The organism is Phocaeicola coprophilus DSM 18228 = JCM 13818, from assembly GCF_000157915.1.
GTDB classification, from domain to species: Bacteria; Bacteroidota; Bacteroidia; order Bacteroidales; family Bacteroidaceae; genus Phocaeicola; species Phocaeicola coprophilus.
The window spans coordinates 320,753-345,752 of sequence record NZ_EQ973646.1; the positions used below are offsets into that span (position 1 = coordinate 320,753).

28 protein-coding genes and 1 pseudogene are annotated in these 25,000 nt (G+C 49.4%); 20 read left to right on the forward strand and 9 right to left on the reverse strand.

Annotation, left to right across the window (positions count from 1 at the left end; all coding sequences use genetic code 11):
- The 10 genes from BACCOPRO_RS13415 to BACCOPRO_RS13460 form a co-directional block, all read left to right on the forward strand.
- On the forward strand, window positions 1-491 hold a 491-nt coding region (locus BACCOPRO_RS13415; protein WP_008144454.1), incomplete at its 5' end, for a hypothetical protein.
- Window positions 492-584: 93 nt separating this feature from the next.
- Complete coding sequence (locus BACCOPRO_RS13420; protein WP_005816251.1) at window positions 585-1,247, forward strand: hypothetical protein; 663 nt, start codon at window positions 585-587, stop codon at window positions 1,245-1,247.
- 15 nt (window positions 1,248-1,262) lie between these two features.
- Complete coding sequence (locus BACCOPRO_RS13425) at window positions 1,263-2,084, forward strand: M23 family metallopeptidase (RefSeq protein ID WP_005816253.1); 822 nt, start codon at window positions 1,263-1,265, stop codon at window positions 2,082-2,084.
- 32 nt (window positions 2,085-2,116) lie between these two features.
- Complete coding sequence (locus tag BACCOPRO_RS13430; protein ID WP_007897422.1) at window positions 2,117-2,389, forward strand: hypothetical protein; 273 nt, start codon at window positions 2,117-2,119, stop codon at window positions 2,387-2,389.
- A gap of 9 nt (window positions 2,390-2,398) precedes the next feature.
- Window positions 2,399-4,198 carry a hypothetical protein gene (locus tag BACCOPRO_RS13435; RefSeq protein WP_005816255.1) on the forward strand — a complete coding sequence of 600 codons (1,800 nt, stop codon included), beginning with the start codon at window positions 2,399-2,401 and terminating at the stop codon, window positions 4,196-4,198.
- 82 nt (window positions 4,199-4,280) lie between these two features.
- Window positions 4,281-6,737, forward strand: coding sequence for a MutS N-terminal domain-containing protein (locus tag BACCOPRO_RS13440; protein ID WP_005816257.1), 2,457 nt, complete (start codon window positions 4,281-4,283; stop codon window positions 6,735-6,737).
- Between the two features lie 4 nt (window positions 6,738-6,741).
- Window positions 6,742-8,298 (forward strand): glucosaminidase domain-containing protein, encoded by a 1,557-nt coding sequence (locus BACCOPRO_RS13445; protein WP_005816260.1) that lies wholly within the window; start codon window positions 6,742-6,744, stop codon window positions 8,296-8,298.
- Window positions 8,295-8,477: a hypothetical protein gene (locus tag BACCOPRO_RS13450; RefSeq protein WP_005816263.1), complete on the forward strand. Its 183-nt coding sequence runs from the start codon at window positions 8,295-8,297 to the stop codon at window positions 8,475-8,477. The genes BACCOPRO_RS13445 and BACCOPRO_RS13450 overlap by 4 nt, the downstream gene beginning before the upstream one ends.
- A 72-nt stretch (window positions 8,478-8,549) precedes the next feature.
- The gene (locus BACCOPRO_RS13455) at window positions 8,550-9,155 is read left to right on the forward strand and encodes a hypothetical protein (RefSeq protein ID WP_005816265.1); all 606 of its coding nucleotides are present in this window, start codon (window positions 8,550-8,552) and stop codon (window positions 9,153-9,155) included.
- A 6-nt stretch (window positions 9,156-9,161) separates the two neighbouring features.
- Window positions 9,162-11,084 carry a zincin-like metallopeptidase domain-containing protein gene (locus BACCOPRO_RS13460; RefSeq protein WP_008144455.1) on the forward strand — a complete coding sequence of 641 codons (1,923 nt, stop codon included), beginning with the start codon at window positions 9,162-9,164 and terminating at the stop codon, window positions 11,082-11,084.
- 106 nt (window positions 11,085-11,190) lie between these two features.
- On the opposite strand, the gene BACCOPRO_RS13465 is transcribed toward BACCOPRO_RS13460, so the two are convergent.
- Window positions 11,191-11,556: a DUF2958 domain-containing protein gene (locus BACCOPRO_RS13465; protein WP_005816269.1), complete on the reverse strand. Its 366-nt coding sequence runs from the start codon at window positions 11,554-11,556 to the stop codon at window positions 11,191-11,193.
- A 2-nt stretch (window positions 11,557-11,558) separates the two neighbouring features.
- On the reverse strand, window positions 11,559-11,852 hold the full coding sequence (locus BACCOPRO_RS13470; protein WP_005816271.1) for a hypothetical protein: 294 nt from the start codon (window positions 11,850-11,852) through the stop codon (window positions 11,559-11,561).
- Window positions 11,853-12,246: 394 nt separating this feature from the next.
- Here BACCOPRO_RS13470 and BACCOPRO_RS13475 point away from each other — a divergent pair, with 394 nt between their 5' ends.
- Complete coding sequence (locus BACCOPRO_RS13475) at window positions 12,247-13,509, forward strand: ATP-binding protein (RefSeq protein WP_005816273.1); 1,263 nt, start codon at window positions 12,247-12,249, stop codon at window positions 13,507-13,509.
- A gap of 140 nt (window positions 13,510-13,649) precedes the next feature.
- On the opposite strand, the gene BACCOPRO_RS13480 is transcribed toward BACCOPRO_RS13475, so the two are convergent.
- The 7 genes from BACCOPRO_RS13480 to BACCOPRO_RS13510 form a co-directional block, all read right to left on the reverse strand.
- A complete protein-coding gene (locus BACCOPRO_RS13480; protein ID WP_005816276.1) occupies window positions 13,650-15,056 on the reverse strand; it encodes an OmpA family protein in 1,407 nt (468 codons plus the stop codon).
- Between the two features lie 54 nt (window positions 15,057-15,110).
- Window positions 15,111-16,562 carry a MobV family relaxase gene (gene mobV / locus BACCOPRO_RS13485; RefSeq protein WP_005816278.1) on the reverse strand — a complete coding sequence of 484 codons (1,452 nt, stop codon included), beginning with the start codon at window positions 16,560-16,562 and terminating at the stop codon, window positions 15,111-15,113.
- A 208-nt stretch (window positions 16,563-16,770) separates the two neighbouring features.
- Window positions 16,771-17,655, reverse strand: coding sequence for a hypothetical protein (locus tag BACCOPRO_RS13490; protein ID WP_005816280.1), 885 nt, complete (start codon window positions 17,653-17,655; stop codon window positions 16,771-16,773).
- A gap of 79 nt (window positions 17,656-17,734) precedes the next feature.
- Window positions 17,735-18,145, reverse strand: coding sequence for a hypothetical protein (locus tag BACCOPRO_RS13495; RefSeq protein ID WP_246497763.1), 411 nt, complete (start codon window positions 18,143-18,145; stop codon window positions 17,735-17,737).
- 73 nt (window positions 18,146-18,218) lie between these two features.
- On the reverse strand, window positions 18,219-18,632 hold the full coding sequence (locus BACCOPRO_RS13500) for a hypothetical protein (protein WP_005816283.1): 414 nt from the start codon (window positions 18,630-18,632) through the stop codon (window positions 18,219-18,221).
- A 78-nt stretch (window positions 18,633-18,710) separates the two neighbouring features.
- Entirely contained in the window at window positions 18,711-19,157 is a 447-nt protein-coding gene (locus tag BACCOPRO_RS13505) for a hypothetical protein (protein ID WP_004319947.1), read from the reverse strand.
- Window positions 19,158-19,181: 24 nt separating this feature from the next.
- Entirely contained in the window at window positions 19,182-20,294 is a 1,113-nt protein-coding gene (locus BACCOPRO_RS13510; protein WP_005816286.1) for a hypothetical protein, read from the reverse strand.
- 254 nt (window positions 20,295-20,548) lie between these two features.
- Between BACCOPRO_RS13510 and BACCOPRO_RS13515 the strand changes: the two genes are divergently transcribed.
- The 9 genes and pseudogenes from BACCOPRO_RS13515 to BACCOPRO_RS13555 all read left to right on the forward strand — a co-directional run bounded on the left by BACCOPRO_RS13515 (window position 20,549) and on the right by BACCOPRO_RS13555 (window position 24,823).
- Complete coding sequence (locus tag BACCOPRO_RS13515) at window positions 20,549-21,172, forward strand: recombinase family protein (RefSeq protein ID WP_005816288.1); 624 nt, start codon at window positions 20,549-20,551, stop codon at window positions 21,170-21,172.
- A 16-nt stretch (window positions 21,173-21,188) separates the two neighbouring features.
- Window positions 21,189-21,873: pseudogene (locus tag BACCOPRO_RS13520) on the forward strand (DUF3800 domain-containing protein).
- Window positions 21,874-21,876: 3 nt separating this feature from the next.
- The gene (locus BACCOPRO_RS13525) at window positions 21,877-22,413 is read left to right on the forward strand and encodes a hypothetical protein (RefSeq protein ID WP_005816292.1); all 537 of its coding nucleotides are present in this window, start codon (window positions 21,877-21,879) and stop codon (window positions 22,411-22,413) included.
- Window positions 22,414-22,607: 194 nt separating this feature from the next.
- Complete coding sequence (gene trxA, locus BACCOPRO_RS13530; protein WP_005816294.1) at window positions 22,608-22,907, forward strand: thioredoxin; 300 nt, start codon at window positions 22,608-22,610, stop codon at window positions 22,905-22,907.
- A 10-nt stretch (window positions 22,908-22,917) separates the two neighbouring features.
- The gene (locus tag BACCOPRO_RS13535; RefSeq protein WP_007837469.1) at window positions 22,918-23,493 is read left to right on the forward strand and encodes a DUF6155 family protein; all 576 of its coding nucleotides are present in this window, start codon (window positions 22,918-22,920) and stop codon (window positions 23,491-23,493) included.
- A gap of 14 nt (window positions 23,494-23,507) precedes the next feature.
- A complete protein-coding gene (locus BACCOPRO_RS13540) occupies window positions 23,508-23,753 on the forward strand; it encodes a hypothetical protein (RefSeq protein ID WP_005816298.1) in 246 nt (81 codons plus the stop codon).
- A gap of 183 nt (window positions 23,754-23,936) precedes the next feature.
- On the forward strand, window positions 23,937-24,374 hold the full coding sequence (locus tag BACCOPRO_RS13545; RefSeq protein WP_005816300.1) for a DUF4186 domain-containing protein: 438 nt from the start codon (window positions 23,937-23,939) through the stop codon (window positions 24,372-24,374).
- Complete coding sequence (locus BACCOPRO_RS13550) at window positions 24,371-24,577, forward strand: hypothetical protein (protein WP_005816302.1); 207 nt, start codon at window positions 24,371-24,373, stop codon at window positions 24,575-24,577. Before BACCOPRO_RS13545 ends, BACCOPRO_RS13550 begins: the two co-directional genes overlap by 4 nt.
- A 9-nt stretch (window positions 24,578-24,586) precedes the next feature.
- Complete coding sequence (locus tag BACCOPRO_RS13555; protein WP_005816304.1) at window positions 24,587-24,823, forward strand: hypothetical protein; 237 nt, start codon at window positions 24,587-24,589, stop codon at window positions 24,821-24,823.
- The last annotated feature ends 177 nt before the right edge of the window (window positions 24,824-25,000 follow it).

The following is a 25,000-nucleotide window of genomic DNA, read 5'->3' on the forward strand; positions in this document are numbered from 1 at the left end:
CCACTACCGACCTGCAGCGGGAGTTCAACAACTATCTGGACTCCTTCCGTTCCATCGTCAGCTATGCCGCACAGATATATGGTTTCTATCACGAGATAGGTCAGTTGGTGGACAATATGGGTGGATTGGTGGCGCAGTTGGATGCCCATCCTGCCAACGGACTTGCCGTAGCCCTGTCAGCCAAGCGCAACAAGATATACCGCGAGCTGATTATGAACAGCATCGAGATAGTTAATGACATACGCACGGTATGCCTGTCGGGCAACAAGATGACCGAGAAGGAGCGTGTGGAGATAGTCTTCGGCATCCGACCCAAACTGAAGAAGATGAACAAGCAGTTGAAGCGACTGACGAGGGCGGTGAAATACACCACCATGGGCGATGTTTGGATGGAGATAGACGAAGGGGCAAGACCCACCAAAGCGAACAAAGCCGAGATAGCAGCGGCTGCCAAGAGGCGGTGGAAGCAGGTGGGCAAGAACGTAAACTGATGGAGCAGCGAGAGCAGAGCCGAACTTGTTCGAGCTATGCCGAGTCGTGACAGAAGAAGACGAAGTCAAACCGTGATTAAAAAACGATAAGATATGGGATTTTGGAGTTCATTATTGAAATATGGTGGCAAGGCGGCACGAGGTACTGGCCATGTCATCGGAGTAACTGGAAAGACCTTAGGCAGTGCGGCACTCCACCCGCAACGCACCCTTATGGGAGCCGGCAAGGCTATGCAGACGGCCGCAGTGGGTAGTGCCGCAGGCTATGTGACATGGGAGAAGCTGACCACAGACAAGAGCGTGGCACGCATCGTAGGTGATGCTGTCATCGGCGAGAATGCCACGGAAGCGGTGGCACAAACCGCCAACGATGTGCAACGTCTGACGGGCAAGGCTGGTGAAGCCGTTGATGCGGTGAACACTGTAGCCGGAAAGATGGACACCCAGTTCAGCGGCATCAGTGATTTCTTTAGGAATATGTTCGGAGGCGTAGGATGCGACATGATAGGCAATCTCTTTGGCAATATCGGCAAGGGCAACGTGTCGGGTATGAGCATCGTCGGACTGGTGGCTGCCGCCTTCATGGTATTCGGACGCTTTGGTTGGATGAGCAAGATTGCGGGTGCCCTGCTTGGAGCGATGATCATCGGGAACAATTCTAAGGTGGCGCAAACTCTGCCTAACAGAGGCGGTACGTCTTCACATGGGCAGAACATGAAAGAAGCAGAGACCCAAAGCAGAGGGATGAAACGATAACCAATATACAGTGATATGAGATATACAGAAGAAATGATACTGCGCTCATCGAGCGGCTACTGTATGCCGTTTGAGGAGCCTATAAAGCAGGACGTGCAGATGTCCTTGGGTTACGGAGAGCAGAAAAATCCCGTGACGGGAGAAACATTCTTCCATCACGGCATAGACTTCTCAGTGAACCATTACCTGCTGTCGGCGGTGGCAACGGGAACCGTCTCTGCCATTGGGTCGGACGCGGAGCATGGCATCTACCAGACCATCCGCTACGGCAAATACGAAGTGACTTACAGGCATCTCTCCAATGTCTTCGCCAACTTCTCCCAAAGCGTCAAGGCCGGTCAGACCATCGCCATCAGTGGCGACCTGCTGCACATGGAGGTGAGGTTTGACGGAGAGGAAATCAATCCGTTGGAGTTCCTCACCATGCTCTACGGCAATATCAAGGCATTGGAGCACAATTCCCAAATGGGCATCAATGAACTGGACATGAACATCCCTTCACCCTACGACACCGACCGTCAGGAGATAGAGGCATTGATGCTCCGCTTCCTTCCCTCCTACTTCGAGGACCTTCAACAAGGAGCATACTCTCTGCCCGAACATACGGAGCAGTCGTTGAGAAACATCTTCTCGTTGGGAGCGAGCAAGCATTATTTCTACGAGACCATGCCGAGCATGGCTAATCCCTTGGGCATCGGCAACCGCTGTATGCCTTTGGCGACTAAGGTGCAGAACCTGCTCATTGCCGACTTTCTCAACTATCTTGCCATGCGACATCAGGTATATCTCTCCACGATGGACGAGGTGTTAAAAAAAAACTCCAAGAGCAAGCCCTGACGCATGACGGCATCATCGACCCTCTTGCCGACTTGGACGTGGATATCCAGAGCTTCGACATTCCGAGGATAGTGAGCGTCTATCCCGACCGGGCTGGCGTGAGATGGTGGACAAAGGCATGGTTCAATGGTAAGGAAGAGGGGGAACCCTCCGTGGAGATTGAGGAACGTATGGCCGTGCAGTTCATCCACTGCCAAGTGGACAAGGACGCATGGTTGGAGGAACACTATCCTAAGCAGATGGAGATATATCACAATGCCATCGAGCAGACAAAGGAACAGATATTACAGCAGTATAATATATAAACAAGGTATATGGCAGTTAAGAACAGTCAGCGATTCGCAGAGATAGAGCGTCTGATGGGCGACTACTTCGGGTGTCACCTTGCCCCCGTGATGGGCAGGGTGCAACGGGACTTGTCCAACAGACAGGCAGACGAGATGCGAGCCTACTCCAACAGTACGGCTGGCATCCTACGCTCATTGGCCACTGCCAATATGCCTGGTGATGACCCATACGCCACGCTGAAGATTACAGGCAAGTGGAACAGCAAGACCACCGAAGACTATCTGGCGATGTGCAAGGAGGCTATTGTCGGCAACAAGGATATGCAGCGTGACCTTGCCGTGATGGCTGAGGAATGGCGCAAGGCGGTGGTGACGGAGATAGGACGAGAGCGGTACGATGCACTCTCTAAACAACTCGGTTGTGATTTGGCATACGCCTATATCGATCACCGCATGGAGCAGCTGATGATAGAAAAAATGGTGAAAGACCGTATGCCAACATCTTCTGCCGACTATATCATCCGCAAGGCGGCACAAAGCAGTCTGTTCGGTCTGCCCTACGAACTGAACAAGTCACCCCTTGCCGCAGAGATAGAAGCCAAAGGAGAGGCAGCCTATAAGCCCTCTCGAACAGAGAAGGCAGCGGGATGGGCAGCCGGAGCGGGTGCCGATGTCGTGGCCATGGGAGGGATTGGCTCATGGGCAACCTTCGCCAAGTTTGTCGGTATCGATATGGTGATGAATGTCGGCATGGAGCACCTAAGCAAGAAAGGTAGCAGCCAAGAGGTCTGTGTCGAGGAGTGTATCAGCAAGGGAGTTTTCGGTACGGGCACCAACGTCTTCGCCTCATTCCGCAAACAGGCAAAAGTCATCAAGAACCACGAGAACAGCTATATCAAGGCTACCAACAGCCATTTCAAGAACAAGATTCCCACGAGCAATATCACTTTTATGGATTGGACGAAACAAACCGAGCAGACCTCTTTTCCTTGGAACAAAGGTACGTTCCTTGACCCTCAGAGAAACGAAGCAACCAAACGTACAGGCAAGTACAAGGATGTGCCCTTGATAGTTGCGCCTGGACAGGAAGACGAGTATCTGGAGGTTAAGGCGAGACTGGATGCAGAGGCTGAGAAGGAGAAGAAGGCAGAACCGAAAGAAACTCCTGATTCATCGACTGAAGAGGCAACACCATCTGTAGTCCAGCAGGAGGAAACAGCCTTACAAACAAACGAAAATGGATGGGACGGGCTGTTGCAGAGTTTTGGACTGAACGGCTTTTCAGACATCGGCAAGAACCTTGGTTATGTGTTGGCGATGCTGCCCGATGTACTGGTGGGACTGTTCACTGGCAAGACAAAATCGCTGAATATGGACAATAGCCTCCTTCCTTTGGCCTCTATCGTGGCTGGAATGTTCGTGAAGAATCCTATACTGAAGATGCTGTTGATGGGTATGGGAGGTGCCAATCTGCTCAACAAAGCGGGACATGAGGTGCTGGGCAGGAAACAGCAGGAAGGCATTGCACCTACAGTTAGTCCTGCTGCATCTCGCATTCAGTACCGCCAATATCCTGATGAACCACTCAATCCTCGTATCAGCAACCCGATGCTGCAAGGGCGGTGTCTCGTTGCCAACATTGACCATGTGCCTTGTACCATTCAACTGCCTGACAGTGTGATTGGGGCGCATCAGTCGGGGGCATTGCCGCTGAATACATTGGCTAACGCCATACTTGCCAAGAACGACCAGATGCGACAGATGGCAGCAATGCAGTACGAAGAGCAGGCACGGGAGAGCGTGGTGCGACCGAGGGGAATACAGTGAAGCCCGACAACAAAATTGTCGGGAACGGTGGCTTGGTAAGCCAATTATAGAATGTGATTGAGATAAACAAAAAGATAAAAGCATGAAAGAGAAATCAGAATTTGAGAAGCGGACGGCGGAGAAGCAGGTGTCGCTGCTCACTGAGGCACTGACGAGTGCGGTGGATGCCAAGGGACATTGGTTGAATGCAAGCGGCAAACTCTATCCGAAGCTCTATCCCAAGGGCTTTTCGGTCAGTCCGTTCAATGCCCTTGTCCTTGCCCTTGACTCCGATGCCAAGGGTTGCAAGAGCAATCTGTTTACGCAGTTCTCCGAAGCGAAGGCACGGGGTGAGAGCGTGAGGGAGCATGAGAAAGGTGTGCCGTTCCTGTATTACAATTGGAATAAGTACGTCAACCGCAACAATCCCGACGATGTCATCACCAAGGAGGCATACGCAGAACTGTCGGAACAGGACAAACAGCAGTACAAGGGAGTGAAAAACCGTGAGATCCGTGTGCTGTTCAATATCGACCAGACGCTACTGCCTATGGCTAACGAAACAGCCTACACTACGGCATTGAAGAAGGATGGCACGGTGGAGGATAGAGGTTATGGCGACAAGGAGGACAAGCAGCTGCATGGGTGCGTCAACGGATTCCTTCAGAAGATGAAGGACAACCTCGTGAATGTACGTCAGGACGGCACGGGTGTGGCGCACTACGACACCGAGAAGGATGTCATCTACCTGCCACGGCAGCGTGACTTCGAGCACTACAATGACTATGTACAGGAGATGATGCGTCAGTTGGTGTCTGCCACCGGTCATCAGCAGCGGTTGGCACGTGAGGGCATGGTCATGAAGAACGGCAAAGCCCCGTCGGAGGATGCCGTGAAGAAGGAACGACTCATCACTGAGATAGCTTCGGGCGTGAAGATGCTCGAACTGGGACTGCCTGCCCGTCTGTCAAAGGACAGCCTTAGCATGGTGGACTATTGGACGAGGGAACTGAAGGAAGACCCTTGTCTGATTGATGCCATCGAGAGTGAGGTGAACGGTGCGCTGAAGGTGTTGAAGAAAGCCGAACTGGGTGAAAAGGTGGAGTATGCCACCGACCAGCATCAGCGAGAGACGGCGCAGATACAGGTGCAGTTGCCCAACCACTACTTCGTAGCAGACGAAATCAAGCAGCATCCCAACGAGGAGCAGCGTACTGTGGTCATCGTGCGTGATGATGCCAGCAAGACCGCCGATGTGGTGCTGCCACAGGGTGCATCGTTGGAGGTGAACAACGAGATCAAGGGCATGAACAAGCAACGCTTCACCAATGCCTTGCAGAAAGAGGGTTATGACAACGTGCGTTTCTACAATCCCGACGGAGCCTTGGGCTTCCGTCCCGACGACAGTTATTTCGCCGACAAGAAAATCACGGTATCAAGACTGCGCAACTGGTCTATCGAAGACCTATCCTCGTTGGATGCTTCTGAGGCCGTAACCCACAGCCGTGACATCGGTTTCGACAATGTGCAGTTGGTAAAGGATGACAAGGAGCGGTGGGCATTGTACATCAAGCCCGAAGGTAAGGAGGGCTTTGCCGTCTATCCCGACAAAGGAGACCTCAATCATTTCTTCACCACCTTGAAGCAGTCGATGGACAACATCGAGCGTGTGCGTGAGGAACTGGCACAGAAGTATTATGCTATGGCAGAGGCGAAACCCGACCTGAAGGTGGACATCTTCGGAGGTAATGAGCAGGAGGTTGATTTGAACCGCATCCAGCGTGTGGCAGTATTCCGTGCCAAATCGGGCGAATGCCTGTGTGCAGCCACTATTGACGGCAAGAAGTTGCAGCCGAGAAGTGTCAGTCCGTCACAATGGCAACGATTGTGGGTGGCTCCTGACAGGGATTCCTACAAGCAGAACCTTGCCGCCTCGCTGTTTGCTGATGTATTGCAGAAAGACAACAATGTCGAGCAAAGTACACAAGAGAAGCAGGAAGAAGCGACGGAGGTGAAGCAAGCGGAGACGGCAATTGTCGATAAGCATGATGAACAGAAGGAAGTGGTACTTAAGGAAGATAAAAGCTCTGAACAAAGGGAAGAGAAGAAACAAGAGGAAAAGAAAGAAGAAAAGAAGGATGAAAAGGCTGTCAAGGCTGCTGTCTCTCCCCTTGTCCAACAATATCTTGACTTGAAGAAGAAGCATCCTGATGCCATTCTTTTGTTTCGCTGCGGTGACTTCTATGAGACCTACAAGGATGATGCGGTGAAGGCATCCAAAATATTGGGTATTACGCTGACAAAGAGCAATGGGCGCAAGGATGATGAAGGCAAGCCGTTGGCAATGGCAGGATTCCCATATCATGCCCTCGACACCTATCTGCCGAAGCTCATTCGTGCTGGTGAACGGGTGGCCATCTGTGACCAGTTGGAAATGCCGAAGCAGACAACATCATCGAAGCGTGGAATTACGGAGATGGTGTCACCTGGAAAAGAGACAGGAAAGCAGATGGCACAGGAAAGTCAAGAAACAGAACAACACACCAGTCTAAGGAGATAGGCTTATGGGAAAGAACGCAGCGTATGCCGCACAATATGCGGAGGAAGCCAAAGAACAGATGCGGATGTATGGGATTCCTGCCTCCGTCATCTTGGCGCAAGCCATACTGGAGAGCAGCAACGGACAGAGCCAACTGTCGCGCGAATGCAACAACCACTTTGGCATCAAGGCTACGGCATCGTGGTTGAAGAATGGCGGAGAGTATGGAGTCTATACGGATGATAGGCCCAACGAGAAATTCTGTAAGTACAAAAGCGTGGGTGACAGTTATGAGCATCACTCGCAGTTCCTGAAGCAGAACAAGCGTTATGCGCAGTGCTTCACGCTGTCGCCTGACGACTACAAGGGATGGACGAAAGGCATTGAGCGTGCCGGCTATGCCACGGGCGGCGGTTATGCTGCAAGTCTGCAGCGCATCATTGAAGCCAACGGACTGGACAAGTATGACAGTGAGGTGATGGCTGAGATGCGGGCAGAAGGTCGGTCGTTCGGGGTGGAGAATAATCCTCGTAGAGAAATGCCTGCTGCCCATGTACCGCAGTCTGCCGGGTATTCCTTTCCTGTGGAGCGAGAGGAGTTTCTCTTCATCACCTCGCCTTTCGGCAATCGCCAGGATCCGATGGATGCCACCAAGCAGCAGATGCACAAGGGCATTGACATCAAGACGAACCATGAGGCGGTGTTGGCCACGGAGAACGGCGGCAAGGTGGTGGCGGTGAACCATAATGCGAACACGGCAGGAGGGAAATCCGTCACCGTGGAATACAGCCGTGAGGATGGCAGCAAGGTGCAATGCTCCTACCTGCATCTGTCTGACATAGCAGTAAAGGTAGGTGACGTGGTTAATGCCAGTCAGAAGTTGGGGGTGTCGGGAAATACCGGCACCAGAACCACTGGCGAGCATCTGCATTTCGGAGTGAAGAGTGTATCGGCTGACGGCTCAAAAAGGGATATGGATCCAGCCGCTTATCTGGCAGAAATCGGACAGAAAGGCAACATCAAGCTACAGGCCCTGCATAACGGCAATGACCTGTTGGCAAAATACAAGAGCAATGCGCCACAGGAGCAGAAGGTTTCGTCGGAGGACTGGATGAAGAAAATCCTTTCCTCGGAGGACAGCGGCGTGGGCATTTCGGGAACGAATGACCCTATACTCGACATGGCGATGACCACCTTCATGTCGCTGATGATGTTGGCAGCGCAGATTGACAGCAATGATGAGGAACGACAAAAAGGACTTATCTCTGCCATGGCAGCCAACCGGCTCGTAGATTTGACCTCGCTTGTTCCAGGCATGAGGCAATGCACCATTACTGTGGGTGAGAACGGCAAGACTGTGCTTCATGCAGAGAGCGGTACGGTGAAGATTGACCGTGAACTGACCTCCTCGGAGATGAACCGCCTGTCGCTCATTTTGGGCAATGCCAATCTGTCGGAAGAAAGCAAACGGACGAAGATTGCGGGAATGGTGACAGGCATCGTGGCGACACAGCAGGCTTCGCAGAACTTCGAGCAAGGGATGGAGGCTGAGAGTCAACAACAAAATCTGCAAAGGAAATGAAAAGGATAGCAAGTCATCTGTGTACATTGCTGGTGGGTATGGTAGCTGTGGCAGGACACTTCATGCTTACCCAATGGCTTTTCGGTCAGACCGTGGCCATCATCTATCTCGGCTTCCAACTTATCATAGCAGCGTGGATAGTCTATGAACTGATACGTGCGCTAGTATATGATGATTGAAAAGAGATTATTGTCATTGCTAAGACATTTCACTTGGACGATGGATATGTATAATTCAAATAGTATCGAGCAATGATCAAATGTAATGTAACAGTGTGCGGAACGGTCAGCAAGGCTGCGACCTGCCGCACGAACAAGGAGGGCAAGGCATTCGTGAGCTTTGCCATGAACGTAGTCATTCCAGCGAAGAGCGGGATTAACAAGACCATCGAGGTGTCGGTCATCAAAGATGGGACACTGACGGAGGTGGGCAGCTGCAACATCGGCGAACGCATTGAGGTAGCCGGTGTATTGGTACCAAGAAAATGGGGCGATGTCCTTTATTTCAACCTGTCGGCAAGCAGCATCAGCCACCAGCCTGACGAGGCAGAGGACTGCATCAAGGGCGTGATGGAGTTCCGCGGCAAGGTGGGCAAGAGCATTGAGGACAAGACGGACAAGAATGGTGTGCCGTACTGCCAGTTCTCCGCTTTCAGCGCAGAGAAAGTACAGGACGGATTTGAATACATCTGGGTAAGTTTCTTCCTATTCGATGGCAAATGCGAGGCATGGCTGCAACCAGGCGTGAAAGCGAACATCAAAGGGGCATTGTCTGTCAGTGTCTTCAATGACAAACTGGACTTCTCCTGCCGAGTGTCTGAAATGAGCGAATATGTTCCGCAGCCCTATAATGGTTAATTGACTATGGGAAAGCCTTATGCTAAGGAAGGTCCGAGTGCCGAAGACAAGGCACTCGACCTGTTTGCCGATATGATGATTGAGCGTATTCAGTCGCTGTCGGGCAAAGACGGATGGAAAAAGCCCTGGTTTACTGAAGGTGCGTTGCAATGGCCGAAAAACCTGAACGGACGAGAATATAATGGCATGAACGCTATGATGTTGCTCCTGCATTGCGAGAAGGAGGGTTACAAGATTCCTCGCTTCTGTACCTTCGACCGCATACAGCAGTTTAACAAAACTGGCAAGAAAGACGAGGAACAGAAGCCCCGTGTGTCAGTACTGAAAGGTGAGCATTCTTTCCCCGTGATGCTCACCACGTTTACGGTGGTCAATAAGGAAACAAAGGAACACATCAAGTGGGAGGACTACAAACTGCTCTCTCAGGAAGAGCGCGAAAAGTACAATGTATATCCAAAGCTTCAGACTTACCATGTCTTCAATGTGGCGCAGACCAACCTGAAGGAGGTCAGACCAGAGTTTTGGGAGAAACTGGAACAGGAATACTCGATGCCCAAGGTAGAGAAGGACGAGCAGTTTGCCTTTGAACCCGTGGATAGGATGATAGCGGACAACCGTTGGATATGTCCCATCAAACCGATGTTCGGTGATTCCGCCTATTTCTCCATCAGCAAGAATGAGATTGTGATGCCTGAGAAAAGGCAGTTCAAGGATGGGGAGTCTTTCTACTCGAACCTTTTCCACGAGATGGGACACTCCACGGGTGCGGAGGGACAGTTAGACCGCATCAAGCCCGCTACCTTCGGCTCGGCAGAGTATGCACGCGAGGAACTGGTGGCAGAACTGACGGCTGCGCTGACCGCTCAGCGGTATGGCATGACAAAGCATCTGAAAGGAGATTCGGCTGCCTATTTGAAGTCTTGGCTGGATTCGCTGAAGGAGTCGCCGCAGTTCATCAAGACCACGCTACTCGATGTGAAAAAAGCTACCTCAATGCTCACGCAGCATATCGACAAGATTGCTATGGAGATAGACCAGGAGAAAAAGGCTGAGCAGGAAAACGGGCAAGGGAAAAGTTATCTATCCATAGATGACGGCGACCATGCAGTCTTGGCATCTAATGGTTCTGCTGTATATATCCAGCATCATGAGAAGGAGGACTCTGTAAAGATTGCTGTGCCGACGAGTAACGGTCTGGAAGTGAAACTCTCTGTTCCTTACGACCACGGCAAAGACCTTGACACCAATTATCAGGAGGCTTTTGCCCAGTACAAAAGCCTGACAGAGCCTTCACAATCGAAAGAAAACGTCTATTATGCCTCCATCGCCTATCTCCAATCAACGGATGACACATCGGAACTGGATAAGCTAAAGGAGAAAGGTGACTATCAAGGACTGCTGACGCTTGCCAAGGAATACTATGACGGGAACGGCATGGACGAGGAGCAGACCTACAGGAAGCCGTGCCAGAACAGAGGCGATGACCTGCTAATAGAGGACAAGGACTTTGCAGTGGTCTATAACGGGAGTGTCGGCGGTACGTATGAGGTGTTCCTGAAGCATACGGAGCAAGAAGTGCGTGACCATATCACTCGCTATGGCATAGGACGTGCCAGTGAGGACGTGAAGGCTGTGGCGAGGGAGATGACCGCCGAAGAGTTTTCGGAATTGGCGCAGCGAAAAATGCCGATATTCCAAATGCCGAATGGTGGTTTGCTGAACCTGCAATATAACAAGGATAAGGATAGCCTGGATGTGGGGACTGTGACCAATGCAGGACTCTCTGTGAAGCATACCTTCCCTTTCAGCCACAACCATTCTATGGACGCAAACATCAGCTCTGCGTATGAGCAACTGCTTGACATGGAGGAGTACCAGAAGGAAGAGGTACAAGAGGAGCACGTTGCCAAGTCCGCTTTCCGAAGATGAGAGTAGTATCGTAGTATATACTAATCGTAGGCTTTACTACTCATAGTAGGTACTAACAATAGTCAGCCGCAAGGAGTAATGTCCCTGCGGCTGATTTAATTTGGGGTCATTCCATATTATGAAGGAATGCTTGTAAATCCTCGTCTGGAATGCTCTTCAGTTTCACCGGCTTGAAGCCGTCCAACTGCTCCACTTGAAATATCTCGTCCACTCCATATTTGGAGCCATCCACCTTTACGCTCTCCATTTCATTGACGGAGGTATAGCCATACTCCGTTTCATGCAGACCGCATACGATGGTGAACAACGTGGTGTCGTTACCTTCCGGCTGTCCTTCAAGTACGAACCAACGGACGTGTCCGATGAAGAATATTGCCACACAAACGGCATCCTTGCCTTTGCCGTCCTGTGAATACAGAGGATAGGATTTCAGTATCTCCTCCAATACGGGTGTAATCAATCTGCTTGCCATAGTCAATCGTTGTTAAGTGTTCTGTAATACATTCTGTTCTCTACAAGGTGTTCGATGGCCTCTGCTGCCAATCGGCACACCCACTCGTCACGCTGGTCATAACGACCTTTTTGATAGTCGTTGGCAAGGCGTTCCAAGAAGGCAAACACCACCTTGCCCTTTTCGTTGATAAGATAGCGATGGTCATCTGCAAGGGCATTGCCTACCTTGGCGGCTGACCCCATCTGACCGTTTACGAACCGTGAGAAGCACTCGACAAATGCCTGCTCGTTTTCTGATAATCTGTGTAATTCCATACGCAAAGAAATTATTTGTTCAACTTGTTTTTCTTCCCTCCTTTTGAAGCCTTTCGGCTCCTCTTGTCGGGAACTGATTTTTCGTGCATCAAAAGACTGCGGAATGAGGGCGATAAGGCAAGAAAACAGACGGAGGAGTTAATGAAATACCCAAATCTTTGATTTGCGGAAAGCTGTCGTTCAGTCCTCTGCCTGTTAGCATGGCGGTACTTGACCATTCGCCCGGGCAGTAACTTTGCAAAGAAAAATGGGCATCGGCAAGTGGAATAGACACTACAAAACAGGAAAATCATTGATTTTTAGTGCATTTTTCTTTATTTCTTTCTTTGATTTAGGATAAAATATATAACTTTGCCTCCGAAAAAGTGTCACAAGTGACAGTTTTTCGTAAAATATGATAGTAAACAGATATAGATACATAGAACAGTTGAGCCGTTCAAAGAACAACGGGCTCATAAAGATAATCACAGGATTGCGACGTTCAGGCAAGTCGTTCCTTCTGAAGAAACTCTTTCATCAGCATCTATTGGATGAGGGCGTGAGAGAAGACCATATTCTCGTCATCGACATGGAGAGTAGGAAGAACAGAGAGTTCAAGAACCCGGACTACCTGTTGGACTGGGTGGAAAAGATGATGATTGACTATGAGACTTATTATATCATCATCGACGAGGTGCAGGAGGTGGAAGACTTTGTAGAGGTGCTCTCTTCCTTGTCAGTTACCGAAGGGGCGGATGTGTATGTCACAGGCTCCAACTCGCGTTTCCTGTCCTCTGACCTGGTGACGGAATTCCGAGGCAGAGGTGACGAGATACATGTGTGGCCACTATCCTTCAAGGAGTTCATGACGGTGTATGATGGTTCGAAAGAAGACGGTTGGGCTGAATACAGACTGTACGGAGGTTTGCCGCAACTACTTACACAGGTTGGGGATGAGAAGAAGGCTGATTTCCTGCGTCGCCTTTATCGCACGGTATATCTACGTGACATCTACGAGCGGAACAACATAGAACTGAGACCTGAATTTGAAGAATTGTCGAAGACCGTAGCATCCAGTATAGGAGCACCTGTCAATGCACTGAATATAGCCAATACGTTCAAGTCCGTAAGCAATGTGCAGAGCATAACCGACAAGACAGTGTCGGCTTATCTGGAATATATGCAGGATGCTTTCCTTATCGAAAAATCCGAAAGGTTCGACATCAAAGGACGGAAATACATAGGTTCGTTGTCCAAGTATTATTACCAGGACGTAGGTCTGAGGAATGCTATTCTGTCGTTCCGTCAGAGCGAGCCGACACATATCATGGAGAACGTCATCTACAATGAGATGCGTATGCGAGGATGGCTCGTGGATGTGGGTAACGTCTATCATCGAGTGAGGAATACGGAAGGAAAGCAGCAGAGGGTGACATTGGAAGTGGATTTTGTCTGCAACAAAGGGAGCGAGCGGATCTACATCCAGTCGGCGTGGCGTATGCCCGATGCAGAAAAGATGGAACAGGAGAAACGGTCGTTGCGTCTTGTAGATGACTCTTTCCGCAAACTGCTGATCGTGGGAGAACATACCAAGCAGTGGAGCGACGAAAACGGCATACAGATAATGAGTATATATGACTTCCTGCTTGACTGGTCAAGTACTGAGAAACACGGATAAAAAAAAGATATGCGCATAGAATATGCGTTAATACATATATGATTAAGGGAGGGCCTATCCATCACGGACAAGCCCTCCCTTTCTAAAATTTATCAATGAAAAAAAAGTTTTAGTGCTCTTGTTCGGAGCTGTATGTCTGGCTATAGATACAGCAGGATTCTGGTATGGCGGTTCGCCTCATTGGGCGAGTAATCGTCAATGCCGCCATCGAAAATCTGAGAGATGGTGCCATTTTCCATACCACGTTTCATCAGTTCCTCTGCAATGAATCTGGCACGGGAACGGCTGAGGTTATCATTGATGGCTTCACTGCCTGTGGCACTGTCGGCAGCGCCGATGACCTTAACTTTCAAGCCATATTTCTTGGCGATGCGTGCTACTTCGTCGAGATTGACGAGCTGTGACCTGTTGAGCAACCTGTCAGTGCCAAGTTCAAAGAAGAAATAGATGGGCGCACCTATGCAAGCCTTTCCTGAGTGGATGAGCGATAGGTAATCGTCTTCCGGCTCACCTTCAGCATTGCCATATTCTTCTGTACAAGAGGCGGACTCCATGACCTTTGTCTTTTGACCATTACCATACTTGTCTCTCATTCTTGCACGCAGCGAGTTGAGACCGCTGTAGTCGTTTCGAGGATAGCCATTTGTGACGGAAGAAGCGGCATCGTCAGAAAAGAGGTGGCCGTACTTGTCCAGAAGTCCCTCGATGGCAAGAATCTTGCGCAGCTGCTCCAGAGTCTGACAATCTCGATCGTGCTGGGCGTGATAGCGGCTGTTGCTGTCAGAAAGGGATGAGGCGTATGCCGAAAGCCATTCGTTCTGTGCGATGTACGGGCGAGCGTCTATCACTCGCTTCCAGCCAGTCTTGCCGATGCGGACAGAGAGGCCGAGGGATGCGGACAGCAGATGGTCGCCAAGGCGGTGTGCCTTGCCATAGCCGTCAAAATCCTGCATGGTGGTCATGTTGCCTATCTCTGCCGTAACAGCAATGCGTGGGGAGAGATGATACTGCCCCTGTATGCCGTAGGAAATGGCAAAGGGCTTGTGGGCATTCACCTTGTTGTGCAGCATACCCACGCCCACGTATGGAATGACACTCCATCTGGCAAGAGTGTGTACATCGTCCTTGTAGAGGTTGCCGAGGACATTCCACATGAAATCAGCACGCAGGTACTGGTAGTCCTGCGAGGAGTTGTTGCAGTCGTTGAACTGCATACCGCCATAGTTCAGACGACCGCCGACGGAAGGTGTGAACCATTTGCCGATCGACACGGAGAATGCCGGTTTCATGCGACCGAATAGGTCGTTGCATCCGAGCGGTTTGCCGAGGAAGACCGTAGTTCCTCCTGCCGCTTGGACAAACCAGTTGTCCGTCCATGGCGAAGCTACCAATGCCCCTTTCATGTAGGAAGGTTTAAGCGGACGAAGCATACCGTCTGCCGAAAGTCTGCATACAACGGTGGTGGTGTCCGCCGTGCGGTGATAGTCTTTGGCTTGCGCACCCAATGAAAGGGCGAAGCCAAGGGATAGAATAAGTATTTTTCTCATGTTGTTCAATTTAATCTGGTGAATACTATAACAGGTGATACGTGACAGTGCCGCTTATCGTTTCTTCCTTTTGCCGGAAGAGGGGCGCATCATGCGTGCAGCTTTCATCATGCAACGGCGTGCCCAAGCGCGTTCATCCTCGTCATCGTCACGTCCCCATTTGAGGTCGGACGAACTGCCGCCACCGCCATGACCTTCGGCAAAGGTGGTGGCATCATCGACGTAGCCGAGGAATAGAAGCGTGGCACAGTACATCACCTCCGTTCCATTCTCCGCAAAGGCCTGAAGCAGGGAACCGTCAAACACGTCCTTGCCCTCATTGGAAAGCCGTGCCACACGTTCGGAGAACTCGCTGACCATGTTTTCGAGAAGGGCATTTCTGAGAACGGTGTCCGCACCTTGTCGGATAGTATCGGAATATCTGTGTGCCTCCTGCCGCAACTCCTCCGTGCGCTCCTTCATGGCGGTCATCTCCTCACGCAGGGCATCGAGCTTGCGGTCAGCCTCTGAGAGCTTCTCCTGCTTGTCGTCCAGTTTCGACTGGATAGCGGACAGTTCCTGCTCCAGCTCTTGGACTTGCTGACGGAGAGCATCAGGATTGTCGTGACCTGCAAGAATCTGCCGATGCAATTCAGCAAGTGCCGCCTCCTTCTCAGCCTTCTCCTGCAAGAGGTTGTTGACCATTGAGGTGAGTCCTTTTACTCTCCGCTCTGCCAGACGGATGTCCGATTGGAGCGAGGCGAGTGTCCGCTGATGGGTGGCGACGGACTGCTCAATGGTGGTGCACTGTTCTGACAGCTGGCGGCGGTATTCTTCGGTGGTGCGGTGGCGTGCTCCCGTCTCTGAGACGGAAGTTCCGCGCTCCATGCCCCAACGCTTGTTGACATCGGCAAATTCGCTGTGCAGGGCTTTCATCCTGGCAGAAAACTCGTACTTGTCCTTTCCGGCGAATATCTGTTTGTATGCAAACTTGCCGTCCTTGATTGGCAAGAGGGTGCAGTGAACGTGCGGATTGGTTTCGTCCAAGTGTAAGATGAAAGCGACGATGTTCTCCTCACCGTATTTGTCCGCAACAAAGCGGTAAACATCCTTTGCCCATTCCTCAATGTCCTTGCATCGGGTTAGATGCGAATTGTCCGCTCCGTGAGTGAGATTCACCTTCTGGTCACCGAATGCCAATTCTGTCATACGTTCTCGTGAGCCTCCGAAGATGAAATTGACCACTGTGCGGAAGCGTGGCTCTGCCAGTCCCTCGTTGGGGTCTTTGATTCCACGGCTCCGCAGGATGTCTGCCATGCGCTCCGGGATGCTTCGGCTCTTGTCTATAGGACAAACCTTGCCGCCCCGAACCTCGAAGTTGAGCCGCTCACGGCTGCGGTCGTAGTTGCCTGTTGATTCAGCGGATCCCCAACCCTTTTCCGTCCAACGGCGTTGGTGCTCGTTGCTCTGTGCTGTGGTGATTCCCTTAGATGGTCGGAAATCCATAACCTGTTTTGGTGTTGCCATAACCTATTTCCTTTTATGTGTGTACAACTCTCCTGTCTCCAGCTTGCTGCTTGTAAGGACAGCCTCCCGATGGTCGGAGACCAAGAGGGGTATTAGGCTACCCAAATTCCCTCATTTCCGACCAACGGGCAAGCCCGATTATTTTACAGCAATGGCAGACGTGTAAACACTGTGCCAGTAGAAAAGAAGAAGCGTTGTACGGTGATTATTAGAGGTTAATACAGCCTTTTGATGGACAGGAGCCCTCTTGGTTGGCTACAATGGCAAGGAACGGTCGGCAGAGTGACTGAAACTGTGACTTGATGGCTGCGCTTTCCTGATGCAAGGCTGGTGAGCTGCCATCCAATGCCAATTCTGATATTGCCTTTGCCGCCTCGATGAATGAGAGCCAGTCTCCTCCCAGGTCTTTGTAAAAGAAGGGAAGAAGGGAGGTAACGAGGGCGTTATCTGTTTCCTGCGAAAGCACCTGATGGAAGGTGGCTTCGCAGACAGCTGTGAGTGCAGTCATACAAAAGGCGTGTCCTACAGATTCGGGAATGTTTCTTCCGCATGGCACCTTGCCAATTGAATTGCCATTGTCGGCTTTCTGCAAGATAATGGCTACTTCCTCTGTTGCATCTTCGTAGAGTTGTTCACATTCCGAGGCGCAAGCCGATGCGGACATCTTGCCGCTTCGCCATTCGTCCAATGCGGTACACATCTTCTGGCGGAACACATCCAAGGCTGCGTCAATCGGAGAAACGGCAGGTGTCTCAGCCAACATCGGGATGGTGATGATTTGGCTCTTCGTGAGACGGGTGACGGAAATCTGGTTCATCTTCTCCAACTGCTCGATGAAGGTGCGGACAGTGGCGCGGTGCCAATGCCAGCATCCTGCCAGTTCGGTAATGGTGATTACAAACTGCCCGTTGGACAGGCTGAACTCCTGCTTGCACAGATCCTTGGGGATGTACTGTACAGAAGCCTTGTCTACAAGGTCAAGGTAGGCTTCGAGCTTCGACAGCCTTATCCCGGACCTCTCTTTCAAGAACTCCAACAGGGACATCCGTTCAGACATCTTGCCGGAACTCGTTCTATGTTTCTGTTTCTTCATTTCAATAATCTGTTTGGTGAATACTGTTGTTTGTCGCCAGCTCCATTATACAAAAGGAACGGCATGATACAGGTGATACTTAATAGTAGTATATGATGAGCATTTCTGTGTCTTCGAGGAGCATCTTGCGGTCAGCCTTGTTCTTCCACAGCGATATGACTATGCGCGAGGGATAGAACAGTGATGCCAGAAGGACAAAGGAGATGGTGACAGCAAGCGTGAACAGATGAGGAGTGAAGACAAACACCACTGCCGCCAACACGGCGATGCAGAAGGGTGTCCGCTCCTCGTGCAGACGCTGTAGCCACCTCTCCACATCCATAAAGACAAAGAATATGGCAAACGCTATGGTGGAAGCCACTACGCCTATGTCGTTATAGTGTACACAGAGGTAGAGGAAGTGGAACACGTACAGCAGGATGAGCAGCATCAACCGGTAGAGCTTCCTTGCTGTCACAAGCGCGGTCATGCGCAGATAGAACCGTGTCATAAACTGTCTGCGGCTTCTGTGCAGAATCATCGTCACAAAGAAGAACGCTGACATCAGGATGAGAAACAGTATCTTACTTGTCATAATATGTATAGCATGTGAATAATGGAAGTGGACTCAGGTCGGGCTGGACGACACCGTGTGTGGCAGTGGATATGATACGCTCCACATCCTCCAGTGTCAGTTCTCCCTTGATTATTCTCTGACGGAAAGCTCCGTCGGTTGTCCGAAGGCTCTTGATAGCCTGTTCCAAGTCGTACTCGGCTATCTGCCACACTTGCCCTCTCGTGTAGGGGAAATGATGGTGGATGGCCTTGACCACAAGCACACGGCTGAGGATGTCGGTCATTCTGCCGTTCCTGACTATCGTGTGGTTGCGGACAGTGGCGATGCTCTCAATCTCCAGCCATGTGCGGTGACGGTCGAGAAGATGGATAATCTTCATGTAAAGCGTTTCCTTCATCAGATGGTCGGGAGCTTGTGGCATGACTTTGGCCTTTGTTGTGGACAACAGAATGGAGCGTTGTTGCGGTAGAACAGGACTGTCATCTGGCAAATGTAACTTTCAAATGAAGTCGAGCAGGACTTCCTCCTTGGGCTTCATGTATTTGAAGAACCCGTTCTTGCAATGCAGACTGAGGTCGAGGCATACATCTGCCGACATGTGCTCCAGCGAGTCATAGATGGTCACTTTTATCTGGCTGACCATGCCACGCTCATCTGTGGAGCCGTTGACCTTGAACATCCGTCCGAAAGAAGGGTTGGAATAGGCACAGCAGCTGTGTCCGAACTCCGTATGACGGCTTGGAATGTGGTGATAGAGGATTATCATTTCCATCTCGTCTTCGAGCATATCCATCACCTCCTCTATCGTGAAAGGGGTGTTCAACTGGAAAGTAAGAAGCACGTAATCGTCATACTTGACAGGCTTCTCCATCTTGCGCTTGTCCAGCAGTTCTGGCAACTGCAAAGGCACGACGGCAAGGAAATCATCGCAAAACTGTTCTAACATAATCGTATTCTCTGTTTGGGGTGTTTATAATCTTGTGACATAAATCTTCATCATGAGCATGGGCATATCCGACAGGCGTTGCTTGTCGAGGTGCAGTTTCTTGGCCAGACCGTCCATCTCCTTGGGGAGCGCATCGGCTATTTTGTAGAGGTCTGCCTTGTCCTTGTCGGAGAGCACGCTCACGGAAAGGTCATCCATCGTCATGAACGGCTGCATCATCATCAGGAGGTAGGCGTGCATGGTGTGCTCGTCCTTTACCCTGCCACTATTCAGATCCTCGATAGCCGCTTGTGCGTTGCGCAGCAGACGGTGGTTGGTGCGCATGGAGAGGTATATCATTGCATCCTTGTGGGACAAATCCTTGCGGTCGGCGGCACGGAGTATCTCCCGACAGCAGTGTTCGGTGTTTCGTCTGATGTCACCGATGTCATCGTCAGCAAAATCCGGCAGGTATTGCAGGAAGGATTTGAAATACAAATGCTCTTCCTTGATGAAAGCGAGCAGGTCTTCCTTGCCGTGAATGCCTTGCTTGGCGGATTTTTGCAGGAACAGCAGGTAACGCTTCAGTACCGCCTGTTTACCACCTTTATTATATATAGGCAGGCTATCCAAGGAAGCGAAGAATGGCTGTGCTTCCTTCACGGCTTGCTGTAGTTCCTCATCACCAACATGGGAAGAGGTCTGTTCTCTGAGATAGAGCAGGTCGTGAAAGGTGCGTTGCTTAGACATCGCCATACGGCACAGCTCGATGTGGATGGAGTCGTTCAACTCATGATATACCGTGAACGGGTATGAGTGGGCTTTCCTGACAGTGTCACGTGAGATGCACGATGTCACGGAATCGTCCAACACGCGCCATTCGTTGACAATCTTAACTAATGTCTGAATTGAGACCTTGCCGTTCTGTCGAAGAGTGGTCAGAAAGCCATGATACTCTCTGATGGCTTCATCGCTCGAATGGAACGACTTCGTGCCGTTTCCGTCTGAACATGCTGTCAGCATGACTACGGCAAACGCAGTGGCAATACAAATGGCAAGTCTGATACAGCCATGCGAGTTTGATTTTGCATTATGCAATATTTGCTTCATGCAATGGAGGTTGGTTTGTCCTCCGAAAAGTTGGGTTTCATATTTCATTGTTGTCATTATTTTGAGTCTGATTTTGAAATTGACGGTGCAAAGTTAATGCGTTTCAGCGATATATTTGCAAGAATGACAGTAAGTTTAATCTTATTTGTGTATCATACTTGCGAGTATGATTTTCAATGAAATCAAGTGAAAAGAAAATGGCAAATTATCGTGTTTAAGTATGATTTTTCGTTCAAGTATGATTGTTTCTCGGAAAAATAGTGTACCTTTGCACTTGATTTCATTTAATAGCGTACAACAGTATGGCAAAAGTAGGTTACATCTTTATCGCCACCAATGGCGAAGAGTATGCAGAAGACAAGGCTTGGATGCAGCAATACGGCTGTGTTCAGGTGATAGAGGAACTGTCCGAACACGAGAGGCTGCGCCCGATGTGGAAGCAGCTCATATCGAGTCTGGAGCGCGGCGACGAGCTGGTGGTGTCGAGGTTCAGTAACGCACTGCGTGGCACCCGTGAACTGGCTACATTCATAGAATACTGCCGTGTGAAGGTGGTTCGCATCATCTCCATCCAAGACCGCATCGATACGTTTGACGAACTTTTCCCCGACACCAAGCCCTCACAGGTCATCCGTATGTTCGGGTCACTCTCTGAGGAGTGTGCCGTGCTGCGCAAGGCATCGGCACACATCATCCATCTGCAACAGAATATCCGGCCGCCCAAGAAGTCGGAAAGGGCACTGTCGAAACTGGAGCGTGAGAAGAATATCGTGAACATGTACAACGAGGGGCACAGCATAGATGACATCTTTGCCATCAGCGGCTTCACAAGCCGAAGTTCCGTGTTCCGCATACTCAACAAGCATGGTGTGACGCTGAACCGTGGACCTCATAGTGGACCGCTGAAGAAAAGGAATAAAGAATAAACAAAAAACAGATACAATGAATAAGACATTCAACATCTACTGTGATGAAAGCACCCACATGGTGCATGACGGTCATCCCTACATGCTTTTGGGATGTACAAGTATAGCATACACACAAATCCGCATGGCAAAAGATGCCATAAAAGATATTAAGAAGAAGCACGGCTATAGTGATGAGCTGAAATGGACAAATGTCCACGAGGCCACGTATAAAGTCTATGCAGAGCTTATAGACTGGTTCTTTATGAATGACATGGAATTTAGGGCTGTGGTTGTTGACAAGAGTCAGATTGACGAGAAACGAGAAGACTATACGTTTAATGATTTCTACTTTCGCATGTACTACCAATTGCTGCATCACAAGATGGACATGGATTATACATATAACATATATATGGATATCAAGGACACATGCAGTAGCGATAAGCTGGAGAGGCTCAGAAAAATAATGGAATACAACTCTTCCATTGGCAGGTTTCAGTTTATACGTTCACACGAAAGTGTCTTCATCCAATTGGCAGATGTTCTAATGGGAGCCATCAACTACAACCTTAGATATGAAAAGGGAGAAGTTGAAGGAAGGGTGAGAGCCAAAATGAAGCTGATTGAAAAGATAAAAAAACAACAGTAATATCAGTCTCAACACCACAACTCCCAAATTTAGAAAGAAGTTTAATTTGTTTTTTATCGCACTGAAATAGCCAATGAGCAGTTTGAATATTATCAAGAAATACCCTGAGCTGCTGGAACTGGCATATCTCAGTGAACGAGAAAGAGAGCATGATCTTCATGCAATATTCAAGCGTGATATAGAAGATAACTGTCAATTCTCATTCAGAGGGTGGCGCATCTATCCTATAAAGACAGATGGCGAGATTGACATGGCAAGATTGTTCAAGCATCTTACCTGTGAAGAAATCATGGTTGAGAACGAAGACGGTACGACTTATCCAAAGCGAGTATTCGAGATGGCTCGTTCACAAAGGCTTCATTGGATAAATCACCATGTGAGAGAATTGACACCAGACAATCTGGATGTATTTACCATAGAAGAGAGGGACGGCAAAAAGCGTAAGGTCAAGAAAACATACATCTATGATAAAGTGGAAAAGTATGTTATTGTCTTGGAACAACAACGTAGCAACGGATTCTATCTGTTGACAGCATACCATCTTAACAAAGAGTATGGACTAAAGGCTTTGGAAAAGAAGATGAAAAAGAGATTGCAGACACCACTATAAAACGCAAGACCCGAATTGCATCAAAGGCAACCGGGTCTCGAAACTCCTTCTATCTATAGATGAGCGCTGCAAAGGTACGAATATTCTTTGAAATAACGAAGGTTTTTCATTGAATTCTTCTCGATTTTAACATTTGCAGGGCAGTATTGTAAGATAACAGGAAAGAAAATAGCATAATTTTACAGAAAATCGTAATGGAAACATTCAAAGACGTTATATCAAGTGACCAACTTGTCTTGGTCGATTTCTTCGCCACCTGGTGCCAGCCATGCAAGATGATGCACCCCATCCTTGAGCAGGTGAAGGAAGTGTTGGGTGACAGAATCCGCATCATCAAGGTAGATGTGGACAAGTATGGGGTGACTGCAAGTCAGTATGGCATACAGTCTGTGCCCACATTGATGCTGTTCAGACGCGGCGAAGTGTTGTGGAGGACGAGCGGTGTGATGCAGAAATCAGAGTTGCTGGCAACGATTGACCCGTTTTTAAGATAAAAGAGCAGAAATGTCAAAATCTAAATTAAAGTCTGTCCTCATGTCCATGGACAAGAGTGAAATAATAAAAATGGTATTGGAACTTTATTCTGCACGGAAAGAGGCAAAGGAATATCTTGACTTCTATGCAGAGCCGAATGAGGGCCAGAAGCTGGAAGAGTATAAGCACATCATACGGGAAGAGTTCTATCCGAGCAGAAACAGAGAGCCAAAGACACGCTTCTCAGTGTGCCGCAAGGCATTGTCCGACTTCAAGAAACTGAAGCCTTCGGAAGATTCAGTCGCAGAATTGATGGTGTTCTATATGGAGAATGCCTGTCAGTTCACTTATGACTATGGAGACATGTGGGAGCAATTCTATGATTCTGTTGAGAGTAATTTCGACAAGACATTGCGCCACATCGTGCTTTATGACCTTTGGGACAAGTATGATTCCCGAATCAAGCAATGCCTTCGTTGGGCAAGCCCTTGTGGATGGGGATTTCCTGACGCACTGAATGATATGTATGAGGAAATGAAGGCGCAAAATGAGGAACTCCGAAAGAAATACAGGAATTTCAAGATGCCCATCAACGCTGATTATTAAACGAATATACTCAAATGGGGAAACCAAAGAAAAAACATAAGAAAGCGAAACAACTGCCCTTAAGCAAAGAAGAGCAGATTTTTCAAGCGGCAAGAGACCTTGCAGCTGAAATTGGCATATCCTATTCTGAGGCATTAGGGTTTACTTTGGGCATAAAGGACGTAACGTATGGTTGGGAAGAAGACTATACGGAAGAAGAGTTTCAGGCACTGATTGACCACGCTGTGGGAGACACTGATTATGAGCACACCCTCTATTGAATCATCTACACGAGAGGAACGTTTGGATTACGTTCTGAATGAATGGAGATGTCTGCACAACTGTGAGCTGTGCGGTAAGTGCCATATTCTGAAAGGCAGAAGCGAAGAAATACTCTATGCAGACTATATAGACGGCAAGCGGTCATATATGGATATAACATTAGAAATCAGAAGCAACAGATAATGATGTCACAGAAATACATATATCCATCGTTGTTCCAAGAGGAAGAGCCGCAAGAAAGCGTTCCTGGTGATAAGAAAGAGTATGACCTGACGAATCTCTTTGAGAGATTGGCAAAGTCTGATTTTCGCAGCCGGTTCCATCTGTCCAAGCAAGACAGGGAGTATGTAATGGAAAAGGGATTGCCGACGATACGAAAACACGCAGAGGACTTTGTGGCAAAAAGACTTGCTCCGGCTGTCATACCGAACGACGGCAAGCAGACTCCCATGCGTGGGCATCCTGTTTTCCTGGCTCAACATGCCACTGGCTGTTGTTGCCGGGGATGCTTCTTCAAGTGGCATCACATCTCAGCAGGCAGGGCACTGACCAAGGAAGAACAGGAATATGCTGTTGCCGTATTGATGGCATGGATTGAAAAACAGATGAATAAAGGATGAAGATAGAAGAAGCCATAGTATATGTGATGGTAAAGCGAAATGGCGGCATGACAACCGACCAGATTGCCGATGCCATCAATCGTCATAGGCTGCACCTGAGAAAGGACGGTCAGCCTGTGACAAGCAAGCAGGTGTATGCAACAATCTGCCGTTTCCCTGAAATGTTCACAAAAGAAGCTGGCAGAATCATGTTAATGATATGACGTAACGATATGACAATAGATACAACCAACATGTGCTCACACCTTCAGAAGAAGTTGTTTGAACCAGAAGGTGTGTATTATCCTATATGGCAAGCCATGCAGGATGATGAGACCTTGACAGCAGTGGTACGAAGCAGACAGCTGCACATCTACAGAAACGGGAAGAAAATTCTCGTTCTGGCAGGTAAGGCACAACCGAAGATTATAAGGGAAGACAAAATACAAGAGTTAATAACAAGATTATAAACAAAACATCAAATCATCAAAACAATGGACGCAAAAGAAAAAGTATTGGCAACAATGAAAGAGGCTGGTCAGCCTCTCAACGCAGGTAAAATCGCAGAACTCAGCGGTCTCGACCGCAAAGAGGTAGATGCAGCCATGAAGCAGCTGAAAGCAGAGGGTGCAATCGTCTCTCCTGTG